The sequence below is a fragment of the Cellvibrio sp. 25HG11W-0 genome (assembly GCF_057815475.1).
Genome location: NZ_CM174230.1, coordinates 2,480,402 through 2,502,164, shown reverse-complemented (window position 1 = coordinate 2,502,164; position 21,763 = coordinate 2,480,402). Strand labels below are relative to the sequence as shown.

The window sequence follows — 21,763 nt, the reverse complement described above, 5'->3', positions numbered from 1 at the left end:
GTTAAAGGGCTGCGAAAAAAATCTATAAGGGCGGGATTCTACACACTTGTCACCCGTATTACACCAGCTGGCCCAGAAAAATGGCCTGCACAGGTAGCTAAAGAGTGAAAGCGCGAAGAAGTAATAGTAGAGATCGCACAGCGGGTCACATCGGAGATGCTGGGGTCGTGTTTTGAGCAGTTAAGTTTGCAGCCAGACTCTTTACTTAACGAATCGCAGCTGCCACCCCGAATGACACTCCTCAACCGGGGCGCTCGCTGACGCCGCTATTCGCTTAACTGATGATCGATAACAAGCTTAATTTCCGCAGGGATATTGTCCAAATCCACTGGCCCAAAGCTGCCCTGCCAGTCACCTTTTTTGGCAATCGCAGTGCCATCTTGAGAAATACGCGCTACCACCTCTACTTGGGTGGCTTGCGCCAAGCTCATGCTCGGGGACATGGCCATTGATTCATTTAAAACCGTCAGATAAGGTAACTCGCCGACAGTTGCCCGGGTAATCGCCAAGGGTATTTTGGCGCCCTGCCATGCGCGGGCATAGATATAGACCTGCTGCTCTGGCGTAGCTGCTACTCCATCACCCAGTGAAACTGTCAGCGTGATTTCACGTCCATAAAGCGCCTTATTCAGCTCAGCCTCGGTACCGCCACTGACGATATAGAGTGTTTTTGCGCGTTCAACACCCGCGATCAGAGCCTGAGCCTCAGGCGTAGCGCTGCCAGTAATGGTTGCAGCACTCTGCCAATACTTGATCGCCTTTGGGTAATCTTCCTCGCTAAACGCACCTATCCCCGCCAAGCCTAAGGCCATGGTGTTTTTCGGCTCGAGCTTAAGCGCACTCTCCGCCATACCTTTGATAGTGCTGCTCATTTTATTGCCGTCACGCAGAAACATTGCTTGCGCCAATTCTGCCATTACCATGCCCGACTGTTGATCCCTGCGCAAAACCTCTTGATAAGCCTGCGCCGCTTGTCCAAATTCGTTCAGCTCCATATATGTACGCGCCAGAAAAAACCAATACTGCAACTGCTCAGGCTCATCTTTAAGGCGCGCCTCAATAAGCGATATCAGCGCCCGTGCACGCTCTGGGTTTGGTGCTCGCTGCGCTGCAGCATCTTCAGCGTCAAGCAGCAACTTTTCAGTCTGCGCCTGACGAATTTCTACATCAGCACTGCTACCCAATTGATGGTAAAGCACTGCTGACATAGCCACCACTAAGAGACCAATAAGCGCAAAGGTTTTCGCACCCACATGTAAATTACCTACACCTTGAGTGCGCTTAACATTGGCTTCGTCTTCAAGCAATCCACGCTCCAGCTCCAACTTAAGTTGAGCAAATTGAGCCTCGTCGATACGCCCGTCAGCCAACTGCACTTCTAGCTCACGTAAATGTTCGTGAAAAATACGCACATTTTCTTGCACCCGAGCATCGACATCGATATTCGTCATCCCTTGCCGCTGCGTTTTGTGCTTTAAAAAAGGCCAACCGACAAACCCTACGGCCAATAAACTAAGTAAGCCTATAGCCAACCAAAGAGACATCATTATTTTTCACCCTGTTTGTTATTTATATTGGATTTGGTATCTGAACTATTTTTAGTCAGTAATTGCGCCAACTGTGCTTGCTCACTAACAGAGAGTCCTGTTTCAAGTTCACCCATGGCTTGTCGGCGTCGGCGCACCATCAAGGTCAATACGAGCGCCCCCGTAATCAACAGGACTGCAGGCAATAGCCATAAAAAAGCCGTTGCGGCAGAAAATGTGGGGCGGTAGAGAATAAACTCACCATAACGCGCCACCATAAAATCAATAATTTCGCGATCTGATCGACCACTGGAAATCATCTCATAGAGTTCTTCACGCAAATCCAGGGCGATAGGGGAATTGGAACCTGCTAGGTTTTGATTTTCACACTTGGGACAGCGCAGCTCCTCAATAAAGCTTTGATAGCGCAGCCGATCAACCTCACTGGCAAATTCATGCACCTCAATAGCTGCAAAACTCACAGATGCAAAAAGAAATAACAGCAATGCTGAAACAAAACGAAATGAATAGCCCATCATCTTACTTACCAAATTTAATCAGGATTTTATTGTGGTGCGAGTATATCAAGTCACGCATCGAATTGCCGAACAAGACTACAAAACATGCGCAAGCGTTTGTTTTTTCACCATTTTTTAGATTTTTTAAAATATTTTGCAGGATTTGTAAAAAAAAGGTTGACCATAATTCTCACATGATTAGAATACGCGCCATCAACAAGGTAAGCGCCAAACAGCGCGAAGCTTTGGGCGGTTAGCTCAGTTGGTAGAGCAATGCCCTTACAAGGCATGGGTCACAAGTTCGAGTCTTGTACCGCCCACCATTTTTACTACGAATAGTAAAATGATTGTTGATAGATATGCGGACCGGTAGTTCAGCCGGTTAGAATGCCGGCCTGTCACGCCGGAGGTCGCGGGTTCGAGCCCCGTCCGGTCCGCCACTAATTCTTAAAAGCCCTCCTTGTGAGGGCTTTTTTATTGTTCATTTTTAAATATTTATCTATACCAATCTTCTCTACTCAAAGGCAAAGCGCCCAATTTTTGGGACTCAAAAATCATCAAACACAAGAACTAAAAAAGCCCCATTTGGGGCTTTTTTAGTTCTTGAATAATCAACTTTTCGCTATAAGCCTGATTTTGATTTTGATTTGGATTCGAAACGCTCAGTATCAGATTTGATATGCCTATAAGCATAAAGCCCCACATAACCAACAACAGCGCAAGTAAATGCCACGATCACTAAGCCAGTTACCACAATAGAGTCTAGGTACATATACGACCTCCAGTTTCTCATTAGAATCTCATCTGCACTCAGTAAGCTGCATTCACAACTTTAGTGTAAGAGACTCTGAATCTGAGACTGTTGATCGAGATCAACAACGAGACGAATAGAACTTAGTGCTGCAATCCTTCATAGATGGGCTTTATTAGCTGATCCCAAACTTCTTGGTTAACATCACCCGCATGCCGATAGTGAATAACACCCTGCGCATCGAGCACATAAGTCTCAGGTGCACCGTACACACCCAGATCCAAACCAAGGCGACCACTGGTATCTTCAACACTAAAAACATAAGGATTATGCAGCTCCGCCAGCCATTGCAGCGCTGCTGAGCGCTCATCCTTGTAGTTGATGCCATAAATAATGACACCCTGAGCCTTGAGAGTATTTAAAAATTCATGTTCTTGACGACAGGTAACGCACCAGGTAGCCCACACATTCAGCAGGCTCACCCTACCCTTCAGTAGATTTTGATTTGCCCTAACCATACCCTCGGGGTTTTCCTCAGCGGGTAATATTGGCAAATCAAAAACAGGCACCGACTTGTTAATTAACGCTGAAGGCTTTTCTTTAGGATCAAGAAATAAACCACGCAAAAAAAACAACGATAAAATACCAAACACAATTAGTGGTAAAAATAAAAGTATACGCTGCTTATTCATGAGCAATAGCACCCGCCGTATCTCTCGCTGCCCCAGCAGCGACATTTTGCTTTATAACTTTGCGATAGCGTTTATCTGCCACAGCCAAAATTGCACCAAATGCCATCAACAATGCCCCCAACCATATCCAGCGTACAAAAGGTTTAAGGTGAACGCGCATAGCCCAAGATGAATCGCCTAGGGATTCACCCATTGCCACATAAAGATCGCGAAATAAGCTGACATCTAAAGCAACTTCAGTCATAACGCTGCCGGTTGCCATGTAACGACGCTTTTGTGGCAACATCTCTTTGAGGTACTTGCCCTCATAAAACACACTGATAACGGCCTCGCTTGCTGTGTAATTGGGGCCTTGAACATCATCAATTTTATTCAACACAAACTCATAATGCCCAACCGACACTTTTTGCCCCACATCCATACGCAGGTCACGCTGATCACTGTAGATGCTGGTGAGGCATACGCCAATTAAGGTTACTGCGATTCCGGTGTGTGCGATAAACATTGCAAAGTAACTGAGGCTCAATTTTTTTAGCCCAAGCAAAAAAGAATCGCTATGCCGCACGCGATAAAACATATCACTTAATAATGCGGTAAATATCCAGCTCGCAATAAACACCGCGCCTGCTGCTGCGACCGAATACTTATCGCCATAAATCAGCGGAAATAGCAGCCCAAAACCAAGGCTAAGAACCCAAGGCTTCCAGAGAGCAGCAAACAATTGCTTTACCGTAGTACGTTTCCAGTTCGCAAGAGGCCCAAGAGCCATCAGCAAACAGAGCAGCCCCATAAGCGGGAGGAAAAACAAATTAAAGTACGGTGGACCAACAGAAATTTTGCCAAGGTTTAATGCATCGGCTATTAAAGGATAGAGGGTGCCGAGCAATACAGTGAGCATCACAATAGACAATAAAATGTTATTACCCATGAGCATGGTTTCACGCGAAAGCCAACTAAACCCTGTAGAGCTTTTTACTACCGGTGCGCGCAATGCAAAGAGCGTTAAAGAACCCCCTACAACAACAAACAAAAAGCCCAATACAAAAATACCGCGCTGGGGATCATTTGCAAACGCATGCACCGATGTGAGAACACCAGAGCGCACCAGAAAAGTTCCCAGCAAGCTGAGCGAGAAACTGAAAATCGCCAATAGAATTGTCCAGCTCTTAAACAAACCGCGTTTCTCTGTTACCGCTAAAGAGTGGATCAACGCAGTGCCGACCAACCAAGGCATAAAAGAGGCATTTTCGACCGGGTCCCAAAACCACCAGCCACCCCAACCTAATTCGTAGTAGGCCCACCAACTGCCGAGCGCAATACCTACGGATAAAAAGCCCCACGCCATAATAGCCCAAGGCCGCGACCAACGTGCCCAAGCGCTATCCAAGCGGCCCGTCAACAAAGCTGCAATTGCAAACGCAAAGATCACACTAAAGCCCACGTAACCCATATAAAGCACAGGCGGGTGAATAATTAAGCCTATATCTTGCAGGAGCGGATTGAGATCGCCGCCATCTTGCGGTGGCAAAGGTAAGATGCGATCAAAGGGATTAGAGGTGAACAAAATAAATGAGAGAAAACCACAGGCGACAAAACCAAGAACTGACAAGACCCTAGCTTGTACATCCAACGGCAGAGAACGACTAAAAACGGCAACCGCCAAGGTCCAGCCCGCCAGCATGAAAATCCACAAGAGCAATGAACCCTCATGCCCACCCCAGACCGCACTGATTTTGTAGTAAACCGGTAAGAGCGTATTCGAATTGGACGCGACGTACTTTACGGAAAAGTCATCATGAATAAAGGAGTATACCAAGCAGCAAAAAGCAAAGGCGACAAATACAAAAAAGCCAACACTTAAAGAGCGCCCCATATTCATTAATAAGCTATTGCCTTTATAGGCACCTAGCATGGGAAGCGCGAATAGCGCCAAGCTAATACAGAAAGATAATATAAGTGCGAATTGACCCAACTCAGGAGCCAAGTCAATGAGATTAAGCGCCATACTTTAAGCCCTCGCAGGTAGCTTGATCCTGTCTAACATCACGCATAGTTTCAGCCACTTCAGGCGGCACATAATTTTCATCGTGTTTGGCGAGCACTTCGCTGGCATTAATTTCTCCCGCTTCTGTGACCACCCCATTGATCACCGCCGCTTCGCCTTCTGCAAAAAGATCGGGCAATATGCCATTAAAATTCACCTTAACATCCGCAGTACCATCGGTAATTAAAAAATGAATTTCCAGTGAGTCGCTCGCGCGCTGAATACTGCCGGGCTTCACGCAGCCACCAGCACGAATGCGCGTATTATGTGGCACAGCACCTGCTGCAATTTTACTGGGCGGATAAAACAAGTTGATATTCTCGCGCAGTGCGTAGGCCATAAGGCCCACAGCCACACTGGAAAACACGACGATGAAAACAACAATGAGTAGGCGTTGCTTACGGATTGGATGCATAAAAATTCACTCTAAATCAAGGTAAGTTTACCGCCTAAGCACTCCGCTAGGCGACAAAACACTATTGGGGAGTATTTACACTCAATGCTTCAGCTTCTGCCAAGCGTTGCAATTTTTGTTGCTGGCGCACAAAAGCCTTACGTTCCAGCAAAGGGTTAATCAATAGATACAAAAGTGCTGCAAAGGTAATCGCGTAAGAAGCCCATACGTAAGGGCCATGACCATTCATACTCAAAAAAGCGGCTAGGCTATCAAATTGAAATTTCATGGTTATTCCCCCTGCTTAATCGACTTGGCAGCATCGGCTGGCTGAGATTTAACGCCGGCTATTAAATCGCGCACCCACTGGGTACGACTTTCACGACGCAATACTTCCATGCGCGTATTCATTAATAGCACCAGAGCATAAAAACAATAAAAGCCAATCACCATCACCAATAAGGGATAAAGCATCGAGGGATCAATCGTCGACTTACCTACAAACTTGATAGTGGCGGGTTGATGCAAGGTATACCACCAATCAACTGATTTATAAATTATGGGAATATTAACAGTACCGACTAACGCCAAAATTGCGCTCGCTTTATCGGCTGTATCACGCTGTTGAAATGATTGCTGCAAGGCGATAATACCTAGGTAAAGAAAGAGCAATATCAGCATTGAGGTTATACGTGCATCCCACTCCCACCAAGTACCCCAAGTCGGTTTGCCCCACAGGGAGCCAGTCACTAAAGAGACAAATGTCAAGAGTGCACCAATAGGTGCTGCAGACTTCATTACCATGTAGGGCAGCTTCATCTTCCAGATCAAGCCTACCGCACCAGCGATCGCCATGATGTAATAACCAGCGAGCGCCAAAAATGCAGCGGGCACATGGATATAAATAATGCGGTAACTATTGCCTTGTTTAAAGTCTGCGGGGGCAAAGGCCAATCCCCAAACTCCCCCAACAATCAGTAGGCTGAGTGTTACCAAGGTTAACCAAGGCATCCAAGGAGTTGTTTTCTCGTAAAACCAGCGAGGGGAACCTAATCGATGAAACCATTGCCATGCCATAGTCATACCTTCTTATTATGTTTGAACATGAAAAGCGATTAACCGTTGCTGCTCACACGCAGTGAGCCAAGTGCGGCTAAAGGTGCCAATACCAGCGCCAGCGCCAAAAAAGCACCCAGTACTGCCAACTGCATATTAATGGGGCCGCCTTCTACTGCAGCCTTAACTGCACTGGCACCAAAAATTAATACTGGAATATAAAGCGGCATTACAATCAGGGAAAGTAATAAGCCACCTTTGCGTAAGGATACCGTTAAAGCGGCACCCACGGCACCCATTAAACTCATGGTCGCCGTTCCCAAAATGAGTGAGAACACCAGCGGTAGGTAACCCTCAACGGATAAATTCAACATTACGCCTAGCAATGGCGCCAGCAATGTCACAGGTAAACCTGTTGTTAGCCAGTGAACCAGCACCTTAGCCAGAACGCTAAAATAGAGCGATTGAGGGCTAATCAACATTTGCTCCAATGACCCATCATCATAATCACTGCGAAACAAGCTATCGAGCGAAAGCAATGTTGCCAGCAAAGCCATGACCCATAAGATTCCTGGGGCCAAGAGCGCTAAAACTGACGCTTCAGGACTAACACCAAGGGGAATAAGCGTAATGACAATCAAGAAAAATACGAGCGGATTGGCCAGCTCTGTTTTATGTCGCGCCGCAACCAGTAGGTCGCGCTTAAACGTTGCCCGAAAGCCCGCCCATAACGAACTATTAGACGCGTTCATTAGTAGGACTCCGCCGCTTCACGCGCACGGTAAAACGCGGCCGTAGGTTGATAGTCCTCTAAATTAACATTTCGCAATTGTGCCAAACTCAAATCTTGATGAGAGGTTAGGAGCACGAGCCCCCCTGCCCGACAATGTGTATCTATTAGCAGTTCTAATTGGCTCACACCTAATTTATCAATAGCGGTGAAGGGCTCGTCCAAAATCCAAATACGTGCCTGACTCAAGTGCAGCCGCGCTAAGGCGACACGGCGCAGTTGGCCTGCCGATAATTGATAGCACGGCGTATCCTCATAACCATAAAGCCCAATCGCCGCTAATGCTGCATTGATTTCCATAGATGCACCTGCTTGCGCTTGATACCACGCAAGGTTTTCTGCGGGGGTGAGATTCTTTTTAATGCCGGGCAAATGTCCCAAATAAAGACTATCGCAAGCCAAATCCCACCTTGCCGCAGGTAATGAAGCGCCGTTGTATCTAAGCTCACCTTGATACTCACCACTTATGCCAGAGATGGCGCGCAATAAAGTCGTTTTACCTGCACCATTAGGGCCGCTAATTTGCACCAAATCGCCCGCATTGAACGCAACGCTAAGCCCTGCAAAGAGTACGCGCTCATCGCGCTCACAGCTGAGATTGCATAATTCCAATAGTGGGGATGATTTAGTCAAACTTAGGTCTCTCTTATTATGTAATTATCCTAGGCGACTACTTAGGCTTAACTTAAGGCTTAGTAGCGACGCAAAGAGCAAGCTGGTGCTCATTATTTTATTACCTTATGTTAAGGAAAAATGAGCCGCTATACTGCAGAAACACCTGACAACACTGTCAAAAAAAGCCAAAGTGGCGAAAGAGCTAGATTATAACGGCCTAGCTAGGTCCAAAACACCCTAATTTACCGTTTTTTCCATTCACATTTTTTAAGCTTAGGGTTTTCTTCGAAGATTAAGCGCATATCGAGAGTAATTATGGATGCCGGATCAATTAATGAAGGCCTCGTTAAAAACCTACAACAGCTTCAGCAGCTGCGTACCAATGATGTAATTCAGCAGCTAGTCGTAAAGCTAGGGATTAAACAAAACGCAGAATTTACAGCCAGTGTACAAAAAATAACACCCATGAGCCCCGAGGCGCGCGCGCAACTCCAGCAAGCTACTGCCCAAGCCTTGGCGCTAATCAATAAAAACTCTGCAGCCCCAGCGACTAAAGCACAAATCCAACAACTTCAAGCACAACTACAGTTACTTCAAAGCCCAAAGTTACAACTAGTAGAGCTGCAATTAAATCCTGCTATATCCACCTCTACGACAAAGGGCGCCGGAGAGCTTCTCACCTATACCGATAAGCCGCTAATACTGGGGCAAAACCTACTCGTTCGGTTAGATCAGGCACAGAAACTACTTTTGTTAGACACTGACCCCACTAAAGTGCAAAAAGTAGCCACAACCTCAAAAGATGCCCCGAATTTAACAGAACTGCTCAGTAATAATCAGTTGCAATTACGCCAAGCGCTTAATCCTAAAACCTTAGATGCTATTAGTAATGCATTGCGCAGCCTGCTTCCACTTAAAGACCAACCCAACGACTTACAGCAAACACTGCCGAAGCTCATGCAAGCATTACAAAATTTACCGTCTAGTGTGCGTTCGAATCTCGTCTCCAACAACGTACAACTGGCCTTGGGTCAGCTAGAAAAGATAATGCCGACTCCGCCCTTACTATCTACCCCGCAAGGTGTGGCTCAAGCACTGACCACATCAGGAATTAACTTTGAAAACAAATTTGCTCGGCTCATCCAGCCCTCAATAAACCCCTCTACCGCACAAAATCCAAGCGCACCTCAACCCGAAAAACAAGCCAATAATCCAGCAGCCTCGCCTGTGAGCAATCGATTTTTCATTCAGCCCAGTCTCCTTGCCGCATCCGAATCACTTAAGCCTCAGGTCGCTCTCACCAGCCTAAGAGCCAAAGCAAGCACCTCTATTCCTGTGAGCGCCACAACAATTGCACCAATGACACCTGCAGGCGGGAAAGCCATAGAGCAATTAGTTACGCGAGACTTAAAGGGCGCACTGCTAGCACTTAACCACAATCTTACAGAAGAACTTAAAGCTATTGGTAGCAGCTCGAACACTGGTGCCCAAGCCCTCGCGGAGGTGACTAAATTACCCCAGCTGCCTAATTTAATGCAGCTGCTAGGGCAAATGAACAGTCGTCAACTGCCAGAACTAAGCCAGAAAGTGCTGCGCGCGCAACTTGTTATGCTCTTACAGCAACAAACTTTTGTCGGCCTTGCAAAGGTACAATTACAACAATTACACAGTCTAAATCATCAGCAAACGCAAGCCGACTCTCTGTTGCCCAGCCAATCTTGGCAAGTTGATATACCCCTCCGCCAGGGACAAGAACTGCACCATCTGCATATGCAGTGGGAGCAACAGTGGGTTGATGTAACAGAAGAAAACGAGCAAGGGCAAACTAAAAGCACAAAACAGCGACAATGGAATGTAATGCTCAAGTTTGATTTACCCATAGTGGGGCAATTTTTTGCACAGCTGCAAATACTAGGCGACCAACTCAGTGCGCGTCTTTGGGCAGAGCAGGAGACAACCTTGGCTGAAGCAAAACTAAAAACTCAAGCCTTACAAGCACAGCTTGAGCAACAAGGCGTCAAGGTCACCCAAATCCAATGCCTGCCAGGGCTGCCCAGTCAACCCAAAATGACACTGAGCTACTCGCTCGTCGATATCAAAACCTGAGGCCTAGATGACTCAATACTCTCGCCAAGAGGTACAAAAAGCCGTTGCACTTTATTACGACGGTAAAAATGCCCCACATATCAGCGCCAAGGGCGCCGGCGCAGTCGCGGAGGAAATTATCGCCATTGCTCGCGAACACGGTGTGCCCCTGTGTGACAACAGCTCCTTAGTCGAATTATTAGTAAATCTTGAGTTAGGTGATGAAATTCCCGAAGCGCTCTATATTGCAGTAGCCTGTATTATTGCTTTTGCCTATGAGCTTGAAGGGAAAGCACCTGATGGCTGGGTACACACTTAAGCCAAACCTCAACAAACTATTTAGCCTCAGTACAGCACTAGTACACTTATTCCGCACAGAACCACTCAACACGCAGATCTCTATAGAATCTCACTGTATTCTAAGACTGTTAGCATTTTTGATGACTATAAATTCATTCTGCATATAAAATACCTCCACAATATTATAAAAAGTTCTTTTTGCGCTGCTACCCTCTTTCATAAGCTGATCATAAATGAGACTATTCGGCGCATATTTCAACATTGGTAGAGCCAATAATGATCAACTTAATTAGTCCCGAAGAGCTTAAACAGCGCCTAAACTCTCCGTCCGCGAGAAATCTTGTGCTGATGGATTGTCGTTTTCATCTTATCCAAAAAACACTTGGATTCGAGCAGTATCAACAGGGACATATTCCCGGCGCCTACTCTGTAAACCTCGACAATCACTTATCAAGTCCAACCGCAGCCCACGGCGGCCGTCATCCCCTGCCCTCAGCAAAAAGCTTTACCGATACTATGAACAATATGGGGGTTACAAGCCAAACCTTAATTGTGGTTTACGACGACTCGCGCATGGCCTACGCCGCACGTGCCTGGTGGTTGTTGCGTTATTTTGGCCATCAGCAAGTTGTTATTTTGGATGGAGGATTTAGTGCTTGGAAAACAATAGGAGGGGCGTTGGATCGACGCACACCTTTTGCACGTAAAGGTAATTTTATAGCGCAAGTACAGACTGGCTGGGTTGTAGGGCGAGAAGAGATATTAACGCGCGGTAAAAGCATATCCCTAATAGACTCGCGCGAGGCAAAACGCTATGCCGGCATAGAGGAGCCAATAGATCCAATCGCGGGCCACATTCCCGGCGCGCTCAATTATTTTTGGCAAGATGTGACCGATGAGCAAGGTAAGGTAAAACCAATATCTTGGCACGCTTTACATTGGCAAGACCTAACCTCAAAGCGTGATTTAGTCGTCTATTGCGGCTCAGGTGTTACCGCCTGCGTAAACATTTTATCCTTAGCCTTGTGCGGAATAGAGGCAAAACTTTATCCAGGTAGCTGGAGCGATTGGTGCTCTTATGAACAGTCTGACGACACAACAGTCGACTACACAACAGTCGACTACACAACAGTCGACTACACAACAGTCGACTAAAAACAGCGGTAAACTAAATAGCTTGAGTATGCTTAAGTACACATCCTCAAGCTTTACTTAAATTTATTTAATTTAAGTATTCATATTCAATGCGCACATCCCAAGGTGCACCACGCGCATCATCTATGTTTGAGCGCCCCTGAAAACGCATAAGATACTTGCCGTTAGGGTCGTAGGCGAGATAAATCGGATCACTGAAGAAAGACAATAGTTTGCGCGTAGGCTGGATTCGAAAATATTCCCAGGTGCTACCATACTGAGCATTGTATAACGGAGATTCCTTAGCCTTAATTTTCCGCACTTCTAGGTTTATGACTTCCAGACGACTCGGCATAGCAAAATCAAACTTCATTTGCTTGCCACTGAGCAACTTATCCCAATGCAGCTGTATATAGGCATCAAACCCAGCATCGATCACAACTCGTGCATTATCCATAATGAGCTTTTCATTGGCAGAGATGCCCATGCTATGTCGTAACACTAAGCGCGCGCCCTGAAATTGCGCTGAAAGGAGCTCATTGTCACGCTGATCCTCAAACGTAAACTCAGGCTGAAATAAAGCGCCTTTGTAACTCAGCAATTTAGTGGCGAACTGCCTTCCATCAGGTGCAACATAATCAACCTTCACTTCTTTATCTGCATTTATAGCAGTATAAAGCTCGCGATAAATAAGCTGGTTGTCTTCTAAATTGTAGGCACTACCCGCTGTCACATAATTCTCATCAGCTTGAGCACCGAGGCTGCATAAAACCCCCAAAAAGAATGCGCCTTTAACAACTAAGTTTGATTTTGTAATCTTGTACATAACCGAGAATCCTCATACAAAGAAGGCGATGAAGCGGCAACACAAACAACCAAAGTACTGAAATCAAGGGCACAACCTCAATCAATGGGCTTGTCCACTCCGCGCTAGAAAGGCGTATGCCGGCTAAGTAGGTCAATGGCCCACAAATGGCGCCCAATAGGCCCGCTAACAAAGGACGGCGATAAATCCAAATCAATGAATGATTAACATTTATACCCAGCAATCCCCATAAGCAAATCAACCAAAAAGGCGAAATTTCACGGGTTTCCGTAAATAGAATATGGCCACCATGTAACAGAATAGAATCGTGAATAAGACCAACTACCACAGCCACAATCACTGCTATAGCGTCTGCTAAGCGCAAGCGCGATCCATAGAAATGAAATATGAAAGCTAGCGCGGTAAATGACAACGCCCAAATATTGCCCAATAAAATACACACAAACCAGCCAAGCTGGAAAATAACGGCATTAGCGAGTGTAAAAAGTAGGGCTTTGTTACCTAATAAGTTAGAAACCATTCATAGTCTACTGTTTGGCAAGTTATGTTATCAATGAAGCAGTAACCGCTGCGATACCTACCTGAAAGAAAGGGTATCACGACTGCTTATTTTAATAACCAAAAGGGCTTTTTCAAGTGGCCAAGGCTACTATAAAAGCCCCTAGGCCGCATCTACAAATATGCTTAACATGTAGTATATCGCTACATCAGTGAGAAAAAAAATGAGCGCGATAAGATGGCTTGGCCAGTAATAGTTGAACAGTAGAGATACTGCGCTCTCTGAAACCGCCCTCACAGTAGCACAGATAAAATTCCCACATACGAATGAAGCGCTCATCAAAGCCCTGCGCGCGCACTTGCTCGATTTGCGCCAAAAACCCATTTCGCCAATGCTTTAAGGTTTGTGCATAGTGCTCACCAATATCTTCTAGGTGAATAATGTTCATATCTGTTTTGCGCTTCACCCATTCACTCATTACAGTAACACTGGGTAAAGAACCACCAGGGAAAATATAACGCTGAATAAAATCAACGCTCTGTTTAGCTTGATCATAGCGCTGATCATTAATAGTGATGGCCTGCAGCAACATCAGACCATTCGGCGCCAAGAGTTCAGCACAACATTCAAAATATTGCCCATAATTTTCGTGCCCCACGGCCTCTATCATTTCAATAGAAACTAACTTTGAAAACCTCCCCTTCAGATCACGATAATCCTCAAATAACACGCTTACTTTATCGCTCAAACCTGCTGCTGCAACGCGCGCCTGCGCCATCTCAAACTGCTCTTTAGAAATAGTCGTCGTAGTAACCTTGCATCCGTAATGTTGCGCCGCATAAATTGCCATGCCACCCCAACCAGCGCCTATTTCCAACAAATGATCTTCAGGCTTAAGCTGCAATTTTTCACAGACGCAGCGTAGTTTATATTCAGCGGCTTCAGCCAAATCGGCAGAGGGCTGCGGATAAATCGCAGCAGAGTACATCATGGTTTTATCCAAAAAAAGCCGAAAGAAATCATTTCCTAGATCATAGTGTGCAGCTATATTTTTACGTGAGCCTTTACGATTATTAGTATTGGCCCAATGGAAAGCTTTTAACGCAAAACGCGCCAACAGCGACTGCTTACTGTCTAAGCTATTTAAAACTGATAGATTGCGCGCTAACACTTGCATTACGCCAGTCAAGTTAGGAGTTGACCAGTATCCGTTCATATATGCCTCACCTGCACCGATTGACCCGCCAAAAACGAGCTCAGTAAAAAAGTCAGCATGATGAATATGAACATCAACAACCAAGTCAGCCTGCTCAATCGGCTCACCAAAACAGTAGGTCTGCTCTTGCTCGTGTATCCTTATGCACCCTTGGGTGATTTTTTTGAGGCGACTATAAGCCAATCCACGGGCAAAGCTATTCGAAGGTTTGATAGCCGCCCAAACGGATGTCGGCGACAAAAAATCTTCTTGGGATATTTTCACGGTTTTTTCTCCGTTTTTTTGTGTTGAGAAGCCAAACGCTCATCAGCGACGAGCGAGGAAACTGGAGGCAGATTTTGTTTATGATCATAAATAGGTGCGCGCTTCAACCACAATTTGAGCGCTTGCCAATAGATAAAAATAGGAACCTTTAGTGATAGCCATGGCTCGCGCCATAAAATCTTATTGAGTTCACGACTGCTCCAGGCGATTCGATCTAAGCTAAGCGTTGCATCCATATGACATAGATTTTTATGTTCAGTATTACCTTGCGGATAATTTTCCATGTGCACGACCAACTGCGCCGCGGGCGAAGTACTATTCCATTTATAAGTCATGGCGAGAGGATTAAATGGTGATACGTGAAAATCCTTGGCAAAGGTATGAGCAACCTTAGTGGAGAGGGAATTGCAGCTGACCGCATAAACATGCCGCTCATTCCAAGGGGTATTGTTTACCTGGGCCAATATCAAACTAGGGTTAGAATTATTGCCGTCAAACAAATAATAAAAGCTCACAGGATTAAAACAAAACCCAAAAATACGTAGACCTGTAAGCACTCGAATCGGGCCTGTAGGACAGCTGCCAGTTAAGCGTAGCGCCTCAGCACAAACCGCATCGCGCAAGTTTTTCCGTGGATCACCTAAATAATCTTTACGTAGGAACATACCTAAATTAATACTATTCAACGACCAAAACTTTTCATTTCTAAATAAATCAGGAAGCTCGTCTAGATCTAAATAGAAAAGACGAGATGAGTAAGAAAACTCATGCCGGAAAGGGAAAAAACGCCGGTGACGAACCACACCTTTGTAGATAGCGCTCTCCATTTAAACCTGCTCACTCGTTACGTCATGCGCCGGCTTCCATAAAACATCATACTGATTATTCGTTATGCCCTTCACACCCAGAGATGCGGCCACTTTAAGTGCAGAAACTACGCCATCCTCATGAAACCCGTTGCGCCAATAAGCGCCACAATAATAGGTGTTATTTTGACCATTAATCTCTCCCCAGCGTTCCTGAGCAGCTATTGTTGTTTTTGTGAATTGTGGATGTGAGTAGCTATAGCGCCCATATACTTTATCGGGGGATACATGGAGCCCATTATTTAGGCTTACACAGAATGTTGTTGGGGCATCTAAGTTTTGGAGAAGGTTCATATTGTAGGTAAGTATGGCTGACTCACTCTCGCCCTCATCTAAATATAAATAGTTCCAGCTCGCCCAAGCGCTTCTTTTTTGGGGTAAAAAGTTAATGTCACTGTGCAAGATAACGTCATTCTTCTTGTAAGGTAAGGCACTGAGTATTTCCACTTCAGCCTCACTGGGATAGACCAGTATTTTAAGGGCCTGATCACTATGGCAAGCAAAAATCACATCATCAAACATCTCTACTCCAAACTCACTGCTAGTCACTTCGACTAAGCCATTTCGGCGACGAACAGAGGTCACGGGACAACTGGTGTGAATTTTTTCAGCAAAGCTCTGGGTCAATGGCGTTATATAGCTGCTGGAGCCACCAATCAAACTAAACCACTGCGGCTGATTAAGTACGCTGAGCAATCCATGATTGTAAAAAAAACGAATAAAAAAATTGAGTGGCATAGATGCAGCAATAGAGATACCCGATGACCAGATAGCGGATACCATTGGAAAAATATAGTAATGCCTAAAGTGTTCACTATAACCATGGGCACAAAGGTAAGCATCTAGGGTCTCATCCTTATCTATAGCGCCACACTCATGAAGCGCGGTACACTCACGATTAAAGCGCAATATTTCTCTAAGCATGCGCCAATGCTTATAATTTAAAATATTTTCAACCTGAGCAAACAATCCTTTGATAGAACTGCCGCTATATTCATAGTTTGCAACCTGGCAAGATACCGAAAAGCTCATCTCTGCGGGCTGATAGCTAACCTCTAAACCCTCTAAGAGCTTGATGAAGTTTGGATAGGTTCTATCATTAAACACAATAAACCCAGTATCTATCGCAAATGTTTTCCCATCTACCTCAATAGATTTCGTGGCGGTATGCCCACCGATATAATTATCAGCCTCAAACAGTTTTATCTCATTATCTTGATTCAGCAGGTACGCTGACATCAGTCCACTTATCCCTGAACCAATAATGGCAATTTTTTTCGGCGTATTAAGGGGCATAAACAATCTCTTAGGCGCTCTGAACGTAGTTAATTTAATATTAATGATTAGTATAAAATCTAAGGCTGAGGTCTTATTTTCTGTAAGACATAGCTCTGCCACCTCAATGGCAGCAGCGCGACAAAACGAATTATCGCCACCAGTGGAAAAGGGAAATTAATTGTCAGTTTTCGTCGAGAAATACCGCGCATAATAATATCCGCTGCCCTTTCTGGCGAAACCATGAATGGCATAGTAAAATCATTGCGATCAGTTAATGGCGTTTTTACGAAGCCAGGCCGAACACATACAACGTCAATACCCTTATCCCATAAATCTACTCGTAAAGAATTGAGCAAGTATTCTAATGCTACTTTTGATGCCCCATAGGCTTCAGCGCGTGGCATAGGCAAACAACTAGCTAGACTTGACATGCCGACCAACTGGGCAGGCACCTTTGCGTGCGCAGCTTTAACTAATAGCGGTAAAGCAAACGCTAAAGTGTGCAGCACACCCTGCCAATTTATTGCCATTACTTTTAAAAAGGGTTCCAGCGAAAAATTCTCTAAATCAATATATTCACAGGTACCTGCATTTAAAATCACGAGGTTTAAATGAGAACAGAGAGACTCCAGTTTACGTCCAGCGATTTGAGCGTCTTGAGCATCACTCAAGTCAACACAGATAACGCTCAAGGTATTAGGATAAATATTAACCAAAGATGTTAAGTTTTCTTTGCTGCGCGCCATAACTACGACACGATTCCCCTTTTCTAAATATCCAAGCGCCAATGCGTAGCCAATACCGCTTGAAGCACCGGTAATCAAAATGGTTTTCTCACTCGCAGTCTGTTGCATTCGGTACCTACAATATCAATATCGTTAAACGACGCGAACTAAATGGGGGAAATTAAAAAGCCTTAAGCCACAAAATAATAATCTTAACTATTTTTTGCTGGCTGCAGGCCTTTAAACAGTGCGATTGTATCTTTGCGACTTTTACTCAAATCCACTATTGCGCTTGGATAGCCTTCGACCAAGGGCGGATTATGAATTTTCTTATTCGATAAATGAGAGAGCTCTGGTATCCATTTACGTAAGAATATTCCTTCTGGATCAAAACGCTCAGACTGACTTATAGGGTTAAAAATTCTAAAATAAGGCGCTGCATCAGTGCCGGTTGAGGCACTCCACTGCCAGCCGCCATTGTTAGCTGCAAAATCCCCATCAATAAGCTGAGACATGAAATAGGCCTCACCCCAGCGCCAATCTATTTGCAAATTTTTGGTTAAAAACATAGCGACTACCATGCGCAAGCGGTTATGCATCCAGCCTGTCGCATTCAATTGACGCATAGCGGCATCAACAATAGGAATACCTGTACGACCTTCGCACCAAGCGTTAAAGTCATTTGTATCTTTTCGCCAAGGAAATAGCTCTGTGTGCGCCTGCATTGCGCGACTCATAGACAAGCGTGGAAAATCAACCATTAAATGCTGATAAAATTCGCGCCAAATAATTTCACTTATCCAGCAACTTGCTCCCTCATTTTGCCCTGCCCACTCACCATGCGTAAAATTTAAAACCTCAGACACACATTGGCGCGGTGAAATAGCTCCCACAGCCAAATAAGGGGATAAGGTGGAGGTACCAGCCACAGAGGGAATATCGCGTTGCTCTTTATAGTGACGTAAGGAGTGTTCAATAAAATATTGCAAGCGCGTCTGCGCTTCGTCCTCACCCGCCGGCCATAGCTGACTGAGGTCTCGTAATTTCTCACCCATAAAGAGTGTTTCTATACGCTCTGGGAACACCACTGTATCTACAACAGAGAGAGCCACTTGCTTGTCGGGTACACCATGCGGCCGCATACTCATAGAGGACGCCGTCTGCAACCATTTTTTCTTATAGGCAGTAAAAACCCTGTAAGGCTCACCTTGACCATTGCGAATTATGCCTGGCGGCACTATGACGCGATCATGACAGCGCTTTACAACTATACCTACATCTTTTAGCGTCTGATTGACTTGCTGATCACGCGTCAACTCATCAAGAGGATATTCAGCATTAAAAAAACAATAACTGACTTCATATGACTGAGCGACGATTAATAATGCCGGTGCAATATTTTCTGGCTCAGCCACTTTAATTACAATGAGAGGAATATTAAGTTTCAACAAATCTCGCTGTAAAACAATCAAATGACGGCGAATAAAATCAAGTTGCGCAGGTGCAGTATTATGAGCCTTTACCTGTGCAGCGCAGTGCACATATACGGCAACCACCCCCTCCTGCAGCTCTGCTGCCTTACACAGAGCAGGATTATCATAAAGACGAAGATCATGGCGAAACCACACTAATGCCGTCATTTATTTGCCACCTTTTTTTTCAGAAAACTTATCGCACTTCCCAGTATAGGCACATGCTCGTAGAGCATGGCACCCACATCAAAGTAGTCGCGGTGGTAATAAACTTTATCTCTAAAGAGAATGTGAGAGTTGCCTGTTAGCTGCAAGAGTTTTCCAGAGTTAATTTTTTTGTGTTTATAGTGCATAGTCCAGAACAATACTGCTTCACCGCGAACCAGGTCCTCCATTGAGTGATGAAACTCAAAGCGACACTCAATGAGATTCTCCATCATGCTATCAAAATAGCTATTTAACGCAGGCAGCCCATTAATAGCATGCAAAGGATCTTTAAATTGAATGTCATGGCTATAGATATCAGCTAAAGATTGAAGTAAATTTTTGTCAAAGTGAAAATATAAACTACGAAACTTTTGAGGAATGCTAAGCATTTTTAGACTCGCCATGCAAAAATGTATAATTAAATAATTGATGAATCAGATGCAGAGCTTGCTGTTGCGTCTCGCAAGCGTAAACACCATGTTCTACCCTTGTATTAGCTGTAGGTATTACATGGCTTGCTATGGCTAATTCGTCTGATGTTAAACTCGACGCATACAGGCCGGCCAAAGGGCCAAGAATTAGGAGAGGGCAACATTCCAGCGCATGCCATTGGCTCAAATATAGCCTAAGCGAAGCTAAACTCTGCCCCTCTGGGCCCACCAATACGACCAATTTAGTATTGAGTGATGCGCAACTATTGCGTATCCCAGCTAAATTTAAACCTGCTAAAAAATCTGCTTGATAGTGATTTACCAAAAGACTGTAATTAAAATTAAGTGGCAGTATCGGATTATCATCCGGGGACCACGAAACCACCAAAATAGACTCCCCCTTCGCAGTTTGACGCTGACGATATTGCATCCTAAAAAGCTGCTCCATCAAAACGCTTGAAAAAAATGCACATTGTGCCGCCCCCTCTTCACTTAAGGAAAGCTGCTTAAGAACGGGGGCTAAAAGACTATCACCCACCAACTCTGCAGGATAAACGGCCAAAATCTCATCAAATATTTTTTCTATTTTATGTCGATTAAAGTCAGCTACAGCAGCCAAGAGTGCTTCCTTTATTTCAGCCCAAATTGAGTCTATTTCAACTTCAGAATCATCTACATTGTTACGATCTTGGTTATTAAGTAGTGCAAGCACCTTACTAATAGCTAAACCTCGACCAAGCCAAGCTTGTATCTCCTTTACTTTTGCAATATCTTCTGCAGAATAAAGCCTATGCCCCTTGTGGGTTCGTTGCGGCCGAAGCAGGCCATAACGGCGTTCCCACGCACGTAAGGTAACTGTATTAATGCCCGTTAGGCGTGATATTTCGCGAATAGGAACAAGGGATTCAGAGTCAACGATGGATTGTGTGTGGCCAGTCATAAATCACACCTGCTCAGTAATGTGATTCCGCAGCCCTAAATTCTCTGGGTGAGGTGACCAAAAAGTTTGAGATTTCAAATATGGATTATCGAGCTTTAGTAAATGATGCTTTAACAACGTCAATGGTACGACAAGAGGCACCATGCCGGTTTTATAAGATGTGATGAGTTGCGAAATTTCCTGCTTTTCTTGAGCACTAATACTTAACTTCAAATAACCTCGTAAGTGCATCATGGCATTAGTATTACCCTTACGACCCGCATGATGAGATAAAGCAGTCATAAACATTTTTAAAAATTCAGCGCAAGAATCGTTAATATCACGTGCGGCTAAATTAGCTAAAAATTTACCTATAGCAAAATAGCTGGGAACATGGTGTGCCATCACTTGGTATTTATAACGCGAGTAAAACTCTATAAGTTTTTTCGCTGTAGGTGCAACGGCAACGGATTGGCGCCAATCGTGTAATGCGAAAACTCGTGCAATAAAGTTATCGCGCAGACCCGCATCATTTAGCCGTCCAGCCTCCTCTACAGGAAGTAAAGGCATCAGTTCAAGTAGTCTTTGCGCATAGGCGCCACGCCCCTTACTGTCTATTGAATGGCCATTTTCAAGATAACGCTTCATGCCAAATACACCGCAGCTGGGAGAATTTTGCATAAATATATAGCCACAAATATCAGGCATAGCAGCTGCAGCAAAGTCAGCCTGCTCAGCCAGCTGATCCGTTACATCCATGTCAGGGTTGGCTACCCCTCGAACTCGGGTTTGGCCATCACTTACAATTAAACGAATAGGCTTACGTGGAACTCCCAAGCCTATGGCGACCTCTGGGCACACGCCTCGAAACTCCATATGCTCACCAAGCACATCCGTAACGTAGCGATTGCGCTTGTGCCCACCATCAAAACGAACTTGCTCACCTAAGAGGCACTGACTAACACCAACGGGGATCTTACTCATGCTAATACCTATACAGTTAATTCTCTATGTATAGGTTTACAACATAAAGCTATACAAAGCAAATTTTCCGTATAACTAATTTTCAAAAAGGGGAATTATCAATAATCGTGAACTATAGATATTTTATGAGGAGGGGGAAGCAAAGAATCAATAGCAGAAGTTAAGCTATTG

The 21,763-nt window shown here is 44.9% G+C and carries 22 protein-coding genes, 2 tRNA genes and 1 pseudogene; 6 read left to right on the top strand and 19 right to left on the bottom strand.

Annotated elements, in window-relative coordinates:
• Window positions 1-266: 266 nt before the first annotated feature.
• Both ccmI and AC0KUT_RS10545 read right to left on the bottom strand, forming a co-directional pair.
• Window positions 267-1,547, bottom strand: coding sequence for a c-type cytochrome biogenesis protein CcmI (ccmI, locus tag AC0KUT_RS10550; RefSeq protein ID WP_488829845.1), 1,281 nt, complete (start codon window positions 1,545-1,547; stop codon window positions 267-269).
• Window positions 1,547-2,065: a cytochrome c-type biogenesis protein gene (locus AC0KUT_RS10545; protein ID WP_488829844.1), complete on the bottom strand. Its 519-nt coding sequence runs from the start codon at window positions 2,063-2,065 to the stop codon at window positions 1,547-1,549. The genes ccmI and AC0KUT_RS10545 overlap by 1 nt, the downstream gene beginning before the upstream one ends.
• 226 nt (window positions 2,066-2,291) lie before the next feature.
• Between AC0KUT_RS10545 and AC0KUT_RS10540 the strand changes: the two genes are divergently transcribed.
• Window positions 2,292-2,367: transfer RNA gene (locus AC0KUT_RS10540), tRNA-Val, on the top strand.
• Window positions 2,368-2,407: 40 nt separating this feature from the next.
• Window positions 2,408-2,484: transfer RNA gene (locus tag AC0KUT_RS10535), tRNA-Asp, on the top strand.
• A 454-nt stretch (window positions 2,485-2,938) separates the two neighbouring features.
• Here the strand turns inward: AC0KUT_RS10535 and AC0KUT_RS10530 are convergent.
• The 7 genes from AC0KUT_RS10530 to ccmA all read right to left on the bottom strand — a co-directional run bounded on the left by AC0KUT_RS10530 (window position 2,939) and on the right by ccmA (window position 8,404).
• Window positions 2,939-3,487, bottom strand: coding sequence for a DsbE family thiol:disulfide interchange protein (locus AC0KUT_RS10530; RefSeq protein ID WP_488829843.1), 549 nt, complete (start codon window positions 3,485-3,487; stop codon window positions 2,939-2,941).
• Complete coding sequence (locus tag AC0KUT_RS10525; protein ID WP_488835714.1) at window positions 3,480-5,471, bottom strand: heme lyase CcmF/NrfE family subunit; 1,992 nt, start codon at window positions 5,469-5,471, stop codon at window positions 3,480-3,482. The genes AC0KUT_RS10530 and AC0KUT_RS10525 overlap by 8 nt, the downstream gene beginning before the upstream one ends.
• Before the next feature lie 10 nt (window positions 5,472-5,481).
• Window positions 5,482-5,946 carry a cytochrome c maturation protein CcmE gene (gene ccmE / locus AC0KUT_RS10520; RefSeq protein ID WP_488829842.1) on the bottom strand — a complete coding sequence of 155 codons (465 nt, stop codon included), beginning with the start codon at window positions 5,944-5,946 and terminating at the stop codon, window positions 5,482-5,484.
• A gap of 61 nt (window positions 5,947-6,007) precedes the next feature.
• Window positions 6,008-6,214: a heme exporter protein CcmD gene (gene ccmD / locus AC0KUT_RS10515; RefSeq protein WP_488829841.1), complete on the bottom strand. Its 207-nt coding sequence runs from the start codon at window positions 6,212-6,214 to the stop codon at window positions 6,008-6,010.
• A gap of 2 nt (window positions 6,215-6,216) precedes the next feature.
• Window positions 6,217-7,002 carry a heme ABC transporter permease gene (locus tag AC0KUT_RS10510; RefSeq protein WP_488829840.1) on the bottom strand — a complete coding sequence of 262 codons (786 nt, stop codon included), beginning with the start codon at window positions 7,000-7,002 and terminating at the stop codon, window positions 6,217-6,219.
• A gap of 38 nt (window positions 7,003-7,040) precedes the next feature.
• Window positions 7,041-7,733, bottom strand: coding sequence for a heme exporter protein CcmB (ccmB, locus tag AC0KUT_RS10505; RefSeq protein WP_488829839.1), 693 nt, complete (start codon window positions 7,731-7,733; stop codon window positions 7,041-7,043).
• A complete protein-coding gene (gene ccmA / locus AC0KUT_RS10500; RefSeq protein ID WP_488829838.1) occupies window positions 7,733-8,404 on the bottom strand; it encodes a cytochrome c biogenesis heme-transporting ATPase CcmA in 672 nt (223 codons plus the stop codon). Before ccmA ends, ccmB begins: the two co-directional genes overlap by 1 nt.
• Before the next feature lie 297 nt (window positions 8,405-8,701).
• Between ccmA and AC0KUT_RS10495 the strand changes: the two genes are divergently transcribed.
• The 4 genes and pseudogenes from AC0KUT_RS10495 to AC0KUT_RS10480 all read left to right on the top strand — a co-directional run bounded on the left by AC0KUT_RS10495 (window position 8,702) and on the right by AC0KUT_RS10480 (window position 11,926).
• The gene (locus AC0KUT_RS10495) at window positions 8,702-10,492 is read left to right on the top strand and encodes a flagellar hook-length control protein FliK (protein WP_488829837.1); all 1,791 of its coding nucleotides are present in this window, start codon (window positions 8,702-8,704) and stop codon (window positions 10,490-10,492) included.
• A gap of 7 nt (window positions 10,493-10,499) precedes the next feature.
• Window positions 10,500-10,790, top strand: coding sequence for an EscU/YscU/HrcU family type III secretion system export apparatus switch protein (locus AC0KUT_RS10490; protein WP_488829836.1), 291 nt, complete (start codon window positions 10,500-10,502; stop codon window positions 10,788-10,790).
• Window positions 10,791-11,047: 257 nt separating this feature from the next.
• Window positions 11,048-11,374, top strand: a pseudogene (locus AC0KUT_RS10485) (sulfurtransferase); the annotation flags it as partial.
• A 156-nt stretch (window positions 11,375-11,530) separates the two neighbouring features.
• Entirely contained in the window at window positions 11,531-11,926 is a 396-nt protein-coding gene (locus tag AC0KUT_RS10480) for a sulfurtransferase (protein WP_488835712.1), read from the top strand.
• 67 nt (window positions 11,927-11,993) lie between these two features.
• Here the strand turns inward: AC0KUT_RS10480 and AC0KUT_RS10475 are convergent, their stop codons facing one another.
• The 10 genes from AC0KUT_RS10475 to AC0KUT_RS10430 all read right to left on the bottom strand — a co-directional run bounded on the left by AC0KUT_RS10475 (window position 11,994) and on the right by AC0KUT_RS10430 (window position 21,592).
• Complete coding sequence (locus AC0KUT_RS10475; protein ID WP_488829835.1) at window positions 11,994-12,731, bottom strand: hypothetical protein; 738 nt, start codon at window positions 12,729-12,731, stop codon at window positions 11,994-11,996.
• Window positions 12,697-13,251, bottom strand: coding sequence for a DUF2878 domain-containing protein (locus AC0KUT_RS10470; protein WP_488829834.1), 555 nt, complete (start codon window positions 13,249-13,251; stop codon window positions 12,697-12,699). Before AC0KUT_RS10470 ends, AC0KUT_RS10475 begins: the two co-directional genes overlap by 35 nt.
• A gap of 187 nt (window positions 13,252-13,438) precedes the next feature.
• On the bottom strand, window positions 13,439-14,710 hold the full coding sequence (locus tag AC0KUT_RS10465; RefSeq protein WP_488829833.1) for a class I SAM-dependent methyltransferase: 1,272 nt from the start codon (window positions 14,708-14,710) through the stop codon (window positions 13,439-13,441).
• Window positions 14,707-15,537: a DUF1365 domain-containing protein gene (locus AC0KUT_RS10460; RefSeq protein ID WP_488829832.1), complete on the bottom strand. Its 831-nt coding sequence runs from the start codon at window positions 15,535-15,537 to the stop codon at window positions 14,707-14,709. The genes AC0KUT_RS10465 and AC0KUT_RS10460 overlap by 4 nt, the downstream gene beginning before the upstream one ends.
• Entirely contained in the window at window positions 15,538-16,974 is a 1,437-nt protein-coding gene (locus AC0KUT_RS10455; protein ID WP_488829831.1) for an NAD(P)/FAD-dependent oxidoreductase, read from the bottom strand.
• Window positions 16,932-17,708: an SDR family NAD(P)-dependent oxidoreductase gene (locus AC0KUT_RS10450; protein WP_488829830.1), complete on the bottom strand. Its 777-nt coding sequence runs from the start codon at window positions 17,706-17,708 to the stop codon at window positions 16,932-16,934. The genes AC0KUT_RS10455 and AC0KUT_RS10450 overlap by 43 nt, the downstream gene beginning before the upstream one ends.
• A gap of 83 nt (window positions 17,709-17,791) precedes the next feature.
• Window positions 17,792-19,219, bottom strand: a complete 1,428-nt coding sequence (locus AC0KUT_RS10445) for a cryptochrome/photolyase family protein (protein WP_488829829.1) — start codon at window positions 19,217-19,219, stop codon at window positions 17,792-17,794.
• The gene (locus AC0KUT_RS10440) at window positions 19,216-19,662 is read right to left on the bottom strand and encodes a nuclear transport factor 2 family protein (protein ID WP_488829828.1); all 447 of its coding nucleotides are present in this window, start codon (window positions 19,660-19,662) and stop codon (window positions 19,216-19,218) included. The genes AC0KUT_RS10445 and AC0KUT_RS10440 overlap by 4 nt, the downstream gene beginning before the upstream one ends.
• The gene (locus tag AC0KUT_RS10435; RefSeq protein ID WP_488829827.1) at window positions 19,640-20,629 is read right to left on the bottom strand and encodes a MerR family transcriptional regulator; all 990 of its coding nucleotides are present in this window, start codon (window positions 20,627-20,629) and stop codon (window positions 19,640-19,642) included. The genes AC0KUT_RS10440 and AC0KUT_RS10435 overlap by 23 nt, the downstream gene beginning before the upstream one ends.
• Window positions 20,630-20,632: 3 nt before the next feature.
• The gene (locus AC0KUT_RS10430; protein WP_488829826.1) at window positions 20,633-21,592 is read right to left on the bottom strand and encodes a YbgA family protein; all 960 of its coding nucleotides are present in this window, start codon (window positions 21,590-21,592) and stop codon (window positions 20,633-20,635) included.
• Window positions 21,593-21,763: the final 171 nt, after the last annotated feature.

What these genes read in the sequence shown, in the direction of transcription:
- AC0KUT_RS10495 (WP_488829837.1), top strand. Translation starts at nt 8,702, where the DNA reads ATGGATGCCGGATCAATTAATGAAGGCCTCGTTAAAAACCTACAACAG.
- AC0KUT_RS10440 (WP_488829828.1), bottom strand. Translation starts at nt 19,662, where the DNA reads ATGGCGAGTCTAAAAATGCTTAGCATTCCTCAAAAGTTTCGTAGTTTA.
- ccmE (WP_488829842.1), bottom strand. Translation starts at nt 5,946, where the DNA reads ATGCATCCAATCCGTAAGCAACGCCTACTCATTGTTGTTTTCATCGTC.
- AC0KUT_RS10460 (WP_488829832.1), bottom strand. Translation starts at nt 15,537, where the DNA reads ATGGAGAGCGCTATCTACAAAGGTGTGGTTCGTCACCGGCGTTTTTTC.
- AC0KUT_RS10490 (WP_488829836.1), top strand. Translation starts at nt 10,500, where the DNA reads ATGACTCAATACTCTCGCCAAGAGGTACAAAAAGCCGTTGCACTTTAT.
- AC0KUT_RS10470 (WP_488829834.1), bottom strand. Translation starts at nt 13,251, where the DNA reads ATGGTTTCTAACTTATTAGGTAACAAAGCCCTACTTTTTACACTCGCT.
- ccmB (WP_488829839.1), bottom strand. Translation starts at nt 7,733, where the DNA reads ATGAACGCGTCTAATAGTTCGTTATGGGCGGGCTTTCGGGCAACGTTT.
- AC0KUT_RS10475 (WP_488829835.1), bottom strand. Translation starts at nt 12,731, where the DNA reads ATGTACAAGATTACAAAATCAAACTTAGTTGTTAAAGGCGCATTCTTT.
- ccmI (WP_488829845.1), bottom strand. Translation starts at nt 1,547, where the DNA reads ATGATGTCTCTTTGGTTGGCTATAGGCTTACTTAGTTTATTGGCCGTA.
- AC0KUT_RS10450 (WP_488829830.1), bottom strand. Translation starts at nt 17,708, where the DNA reads ATGCAACAGACTGCGAGTGAGAAAACCATTTTGATTACCGGTGCTTCA.
- AC0KUT_RS10430 (WP_488829826.1), bottom strand. Translation starts at nt 21,592, where the DNA reads ATGAGTAAGATCCCCGTTGGTGTTAGTCAGTGCCTCTTAGGTGAGCAA.
- AC0KUT_RS10435 (WP_488829827.1), bottom strand. Translation starts at nt 20,629, where the DNA reads ATGACTGGCCACACACAATCCATCGTTGACTCTGAATCCCTTGTTCCT.
- ccmD (WP_488829841.1), bottom strand. Translation starts at nt 6,214, where the DNA reads ATGAAATTTCAATTTGATAGCCTAGCCGCTTTTTTGAGTATGAATGGT.
- AC0KUT_RS10445 (WP_488829829.1), bottom strand. Translation starts at nt 19,219, where the DNA reads ATGACGGCATTAGTGTGGTTTCGCCATGATCTTCGTCTTTATGATAAT.
- AC0KUT_RS10510 (WP_488829840.1), bottom strand. Translation starts at nt 7,002, where the DNA reads ATGGCATGGCAATGGTTTCATCGATTAGGTTCCCCTCGCTGGTTTTAC.
- AC0KUT_RS10545 (WP_488829844.1), bottom strand. Translation starts at nt 2,065, where the DNA reads ATGATGGGCTATTCATTTCGTTTTGTTTCAGCATTGCTGTTATTTCTT.
- AC0KUT_RS10530 (WP_488829843.1), bottom strand. Translation starts at nt 3,487, where the DNA reads ATGAATAAGCAGCGTATACTTTTATTTTTACCACTAATTGTGTTTGGT.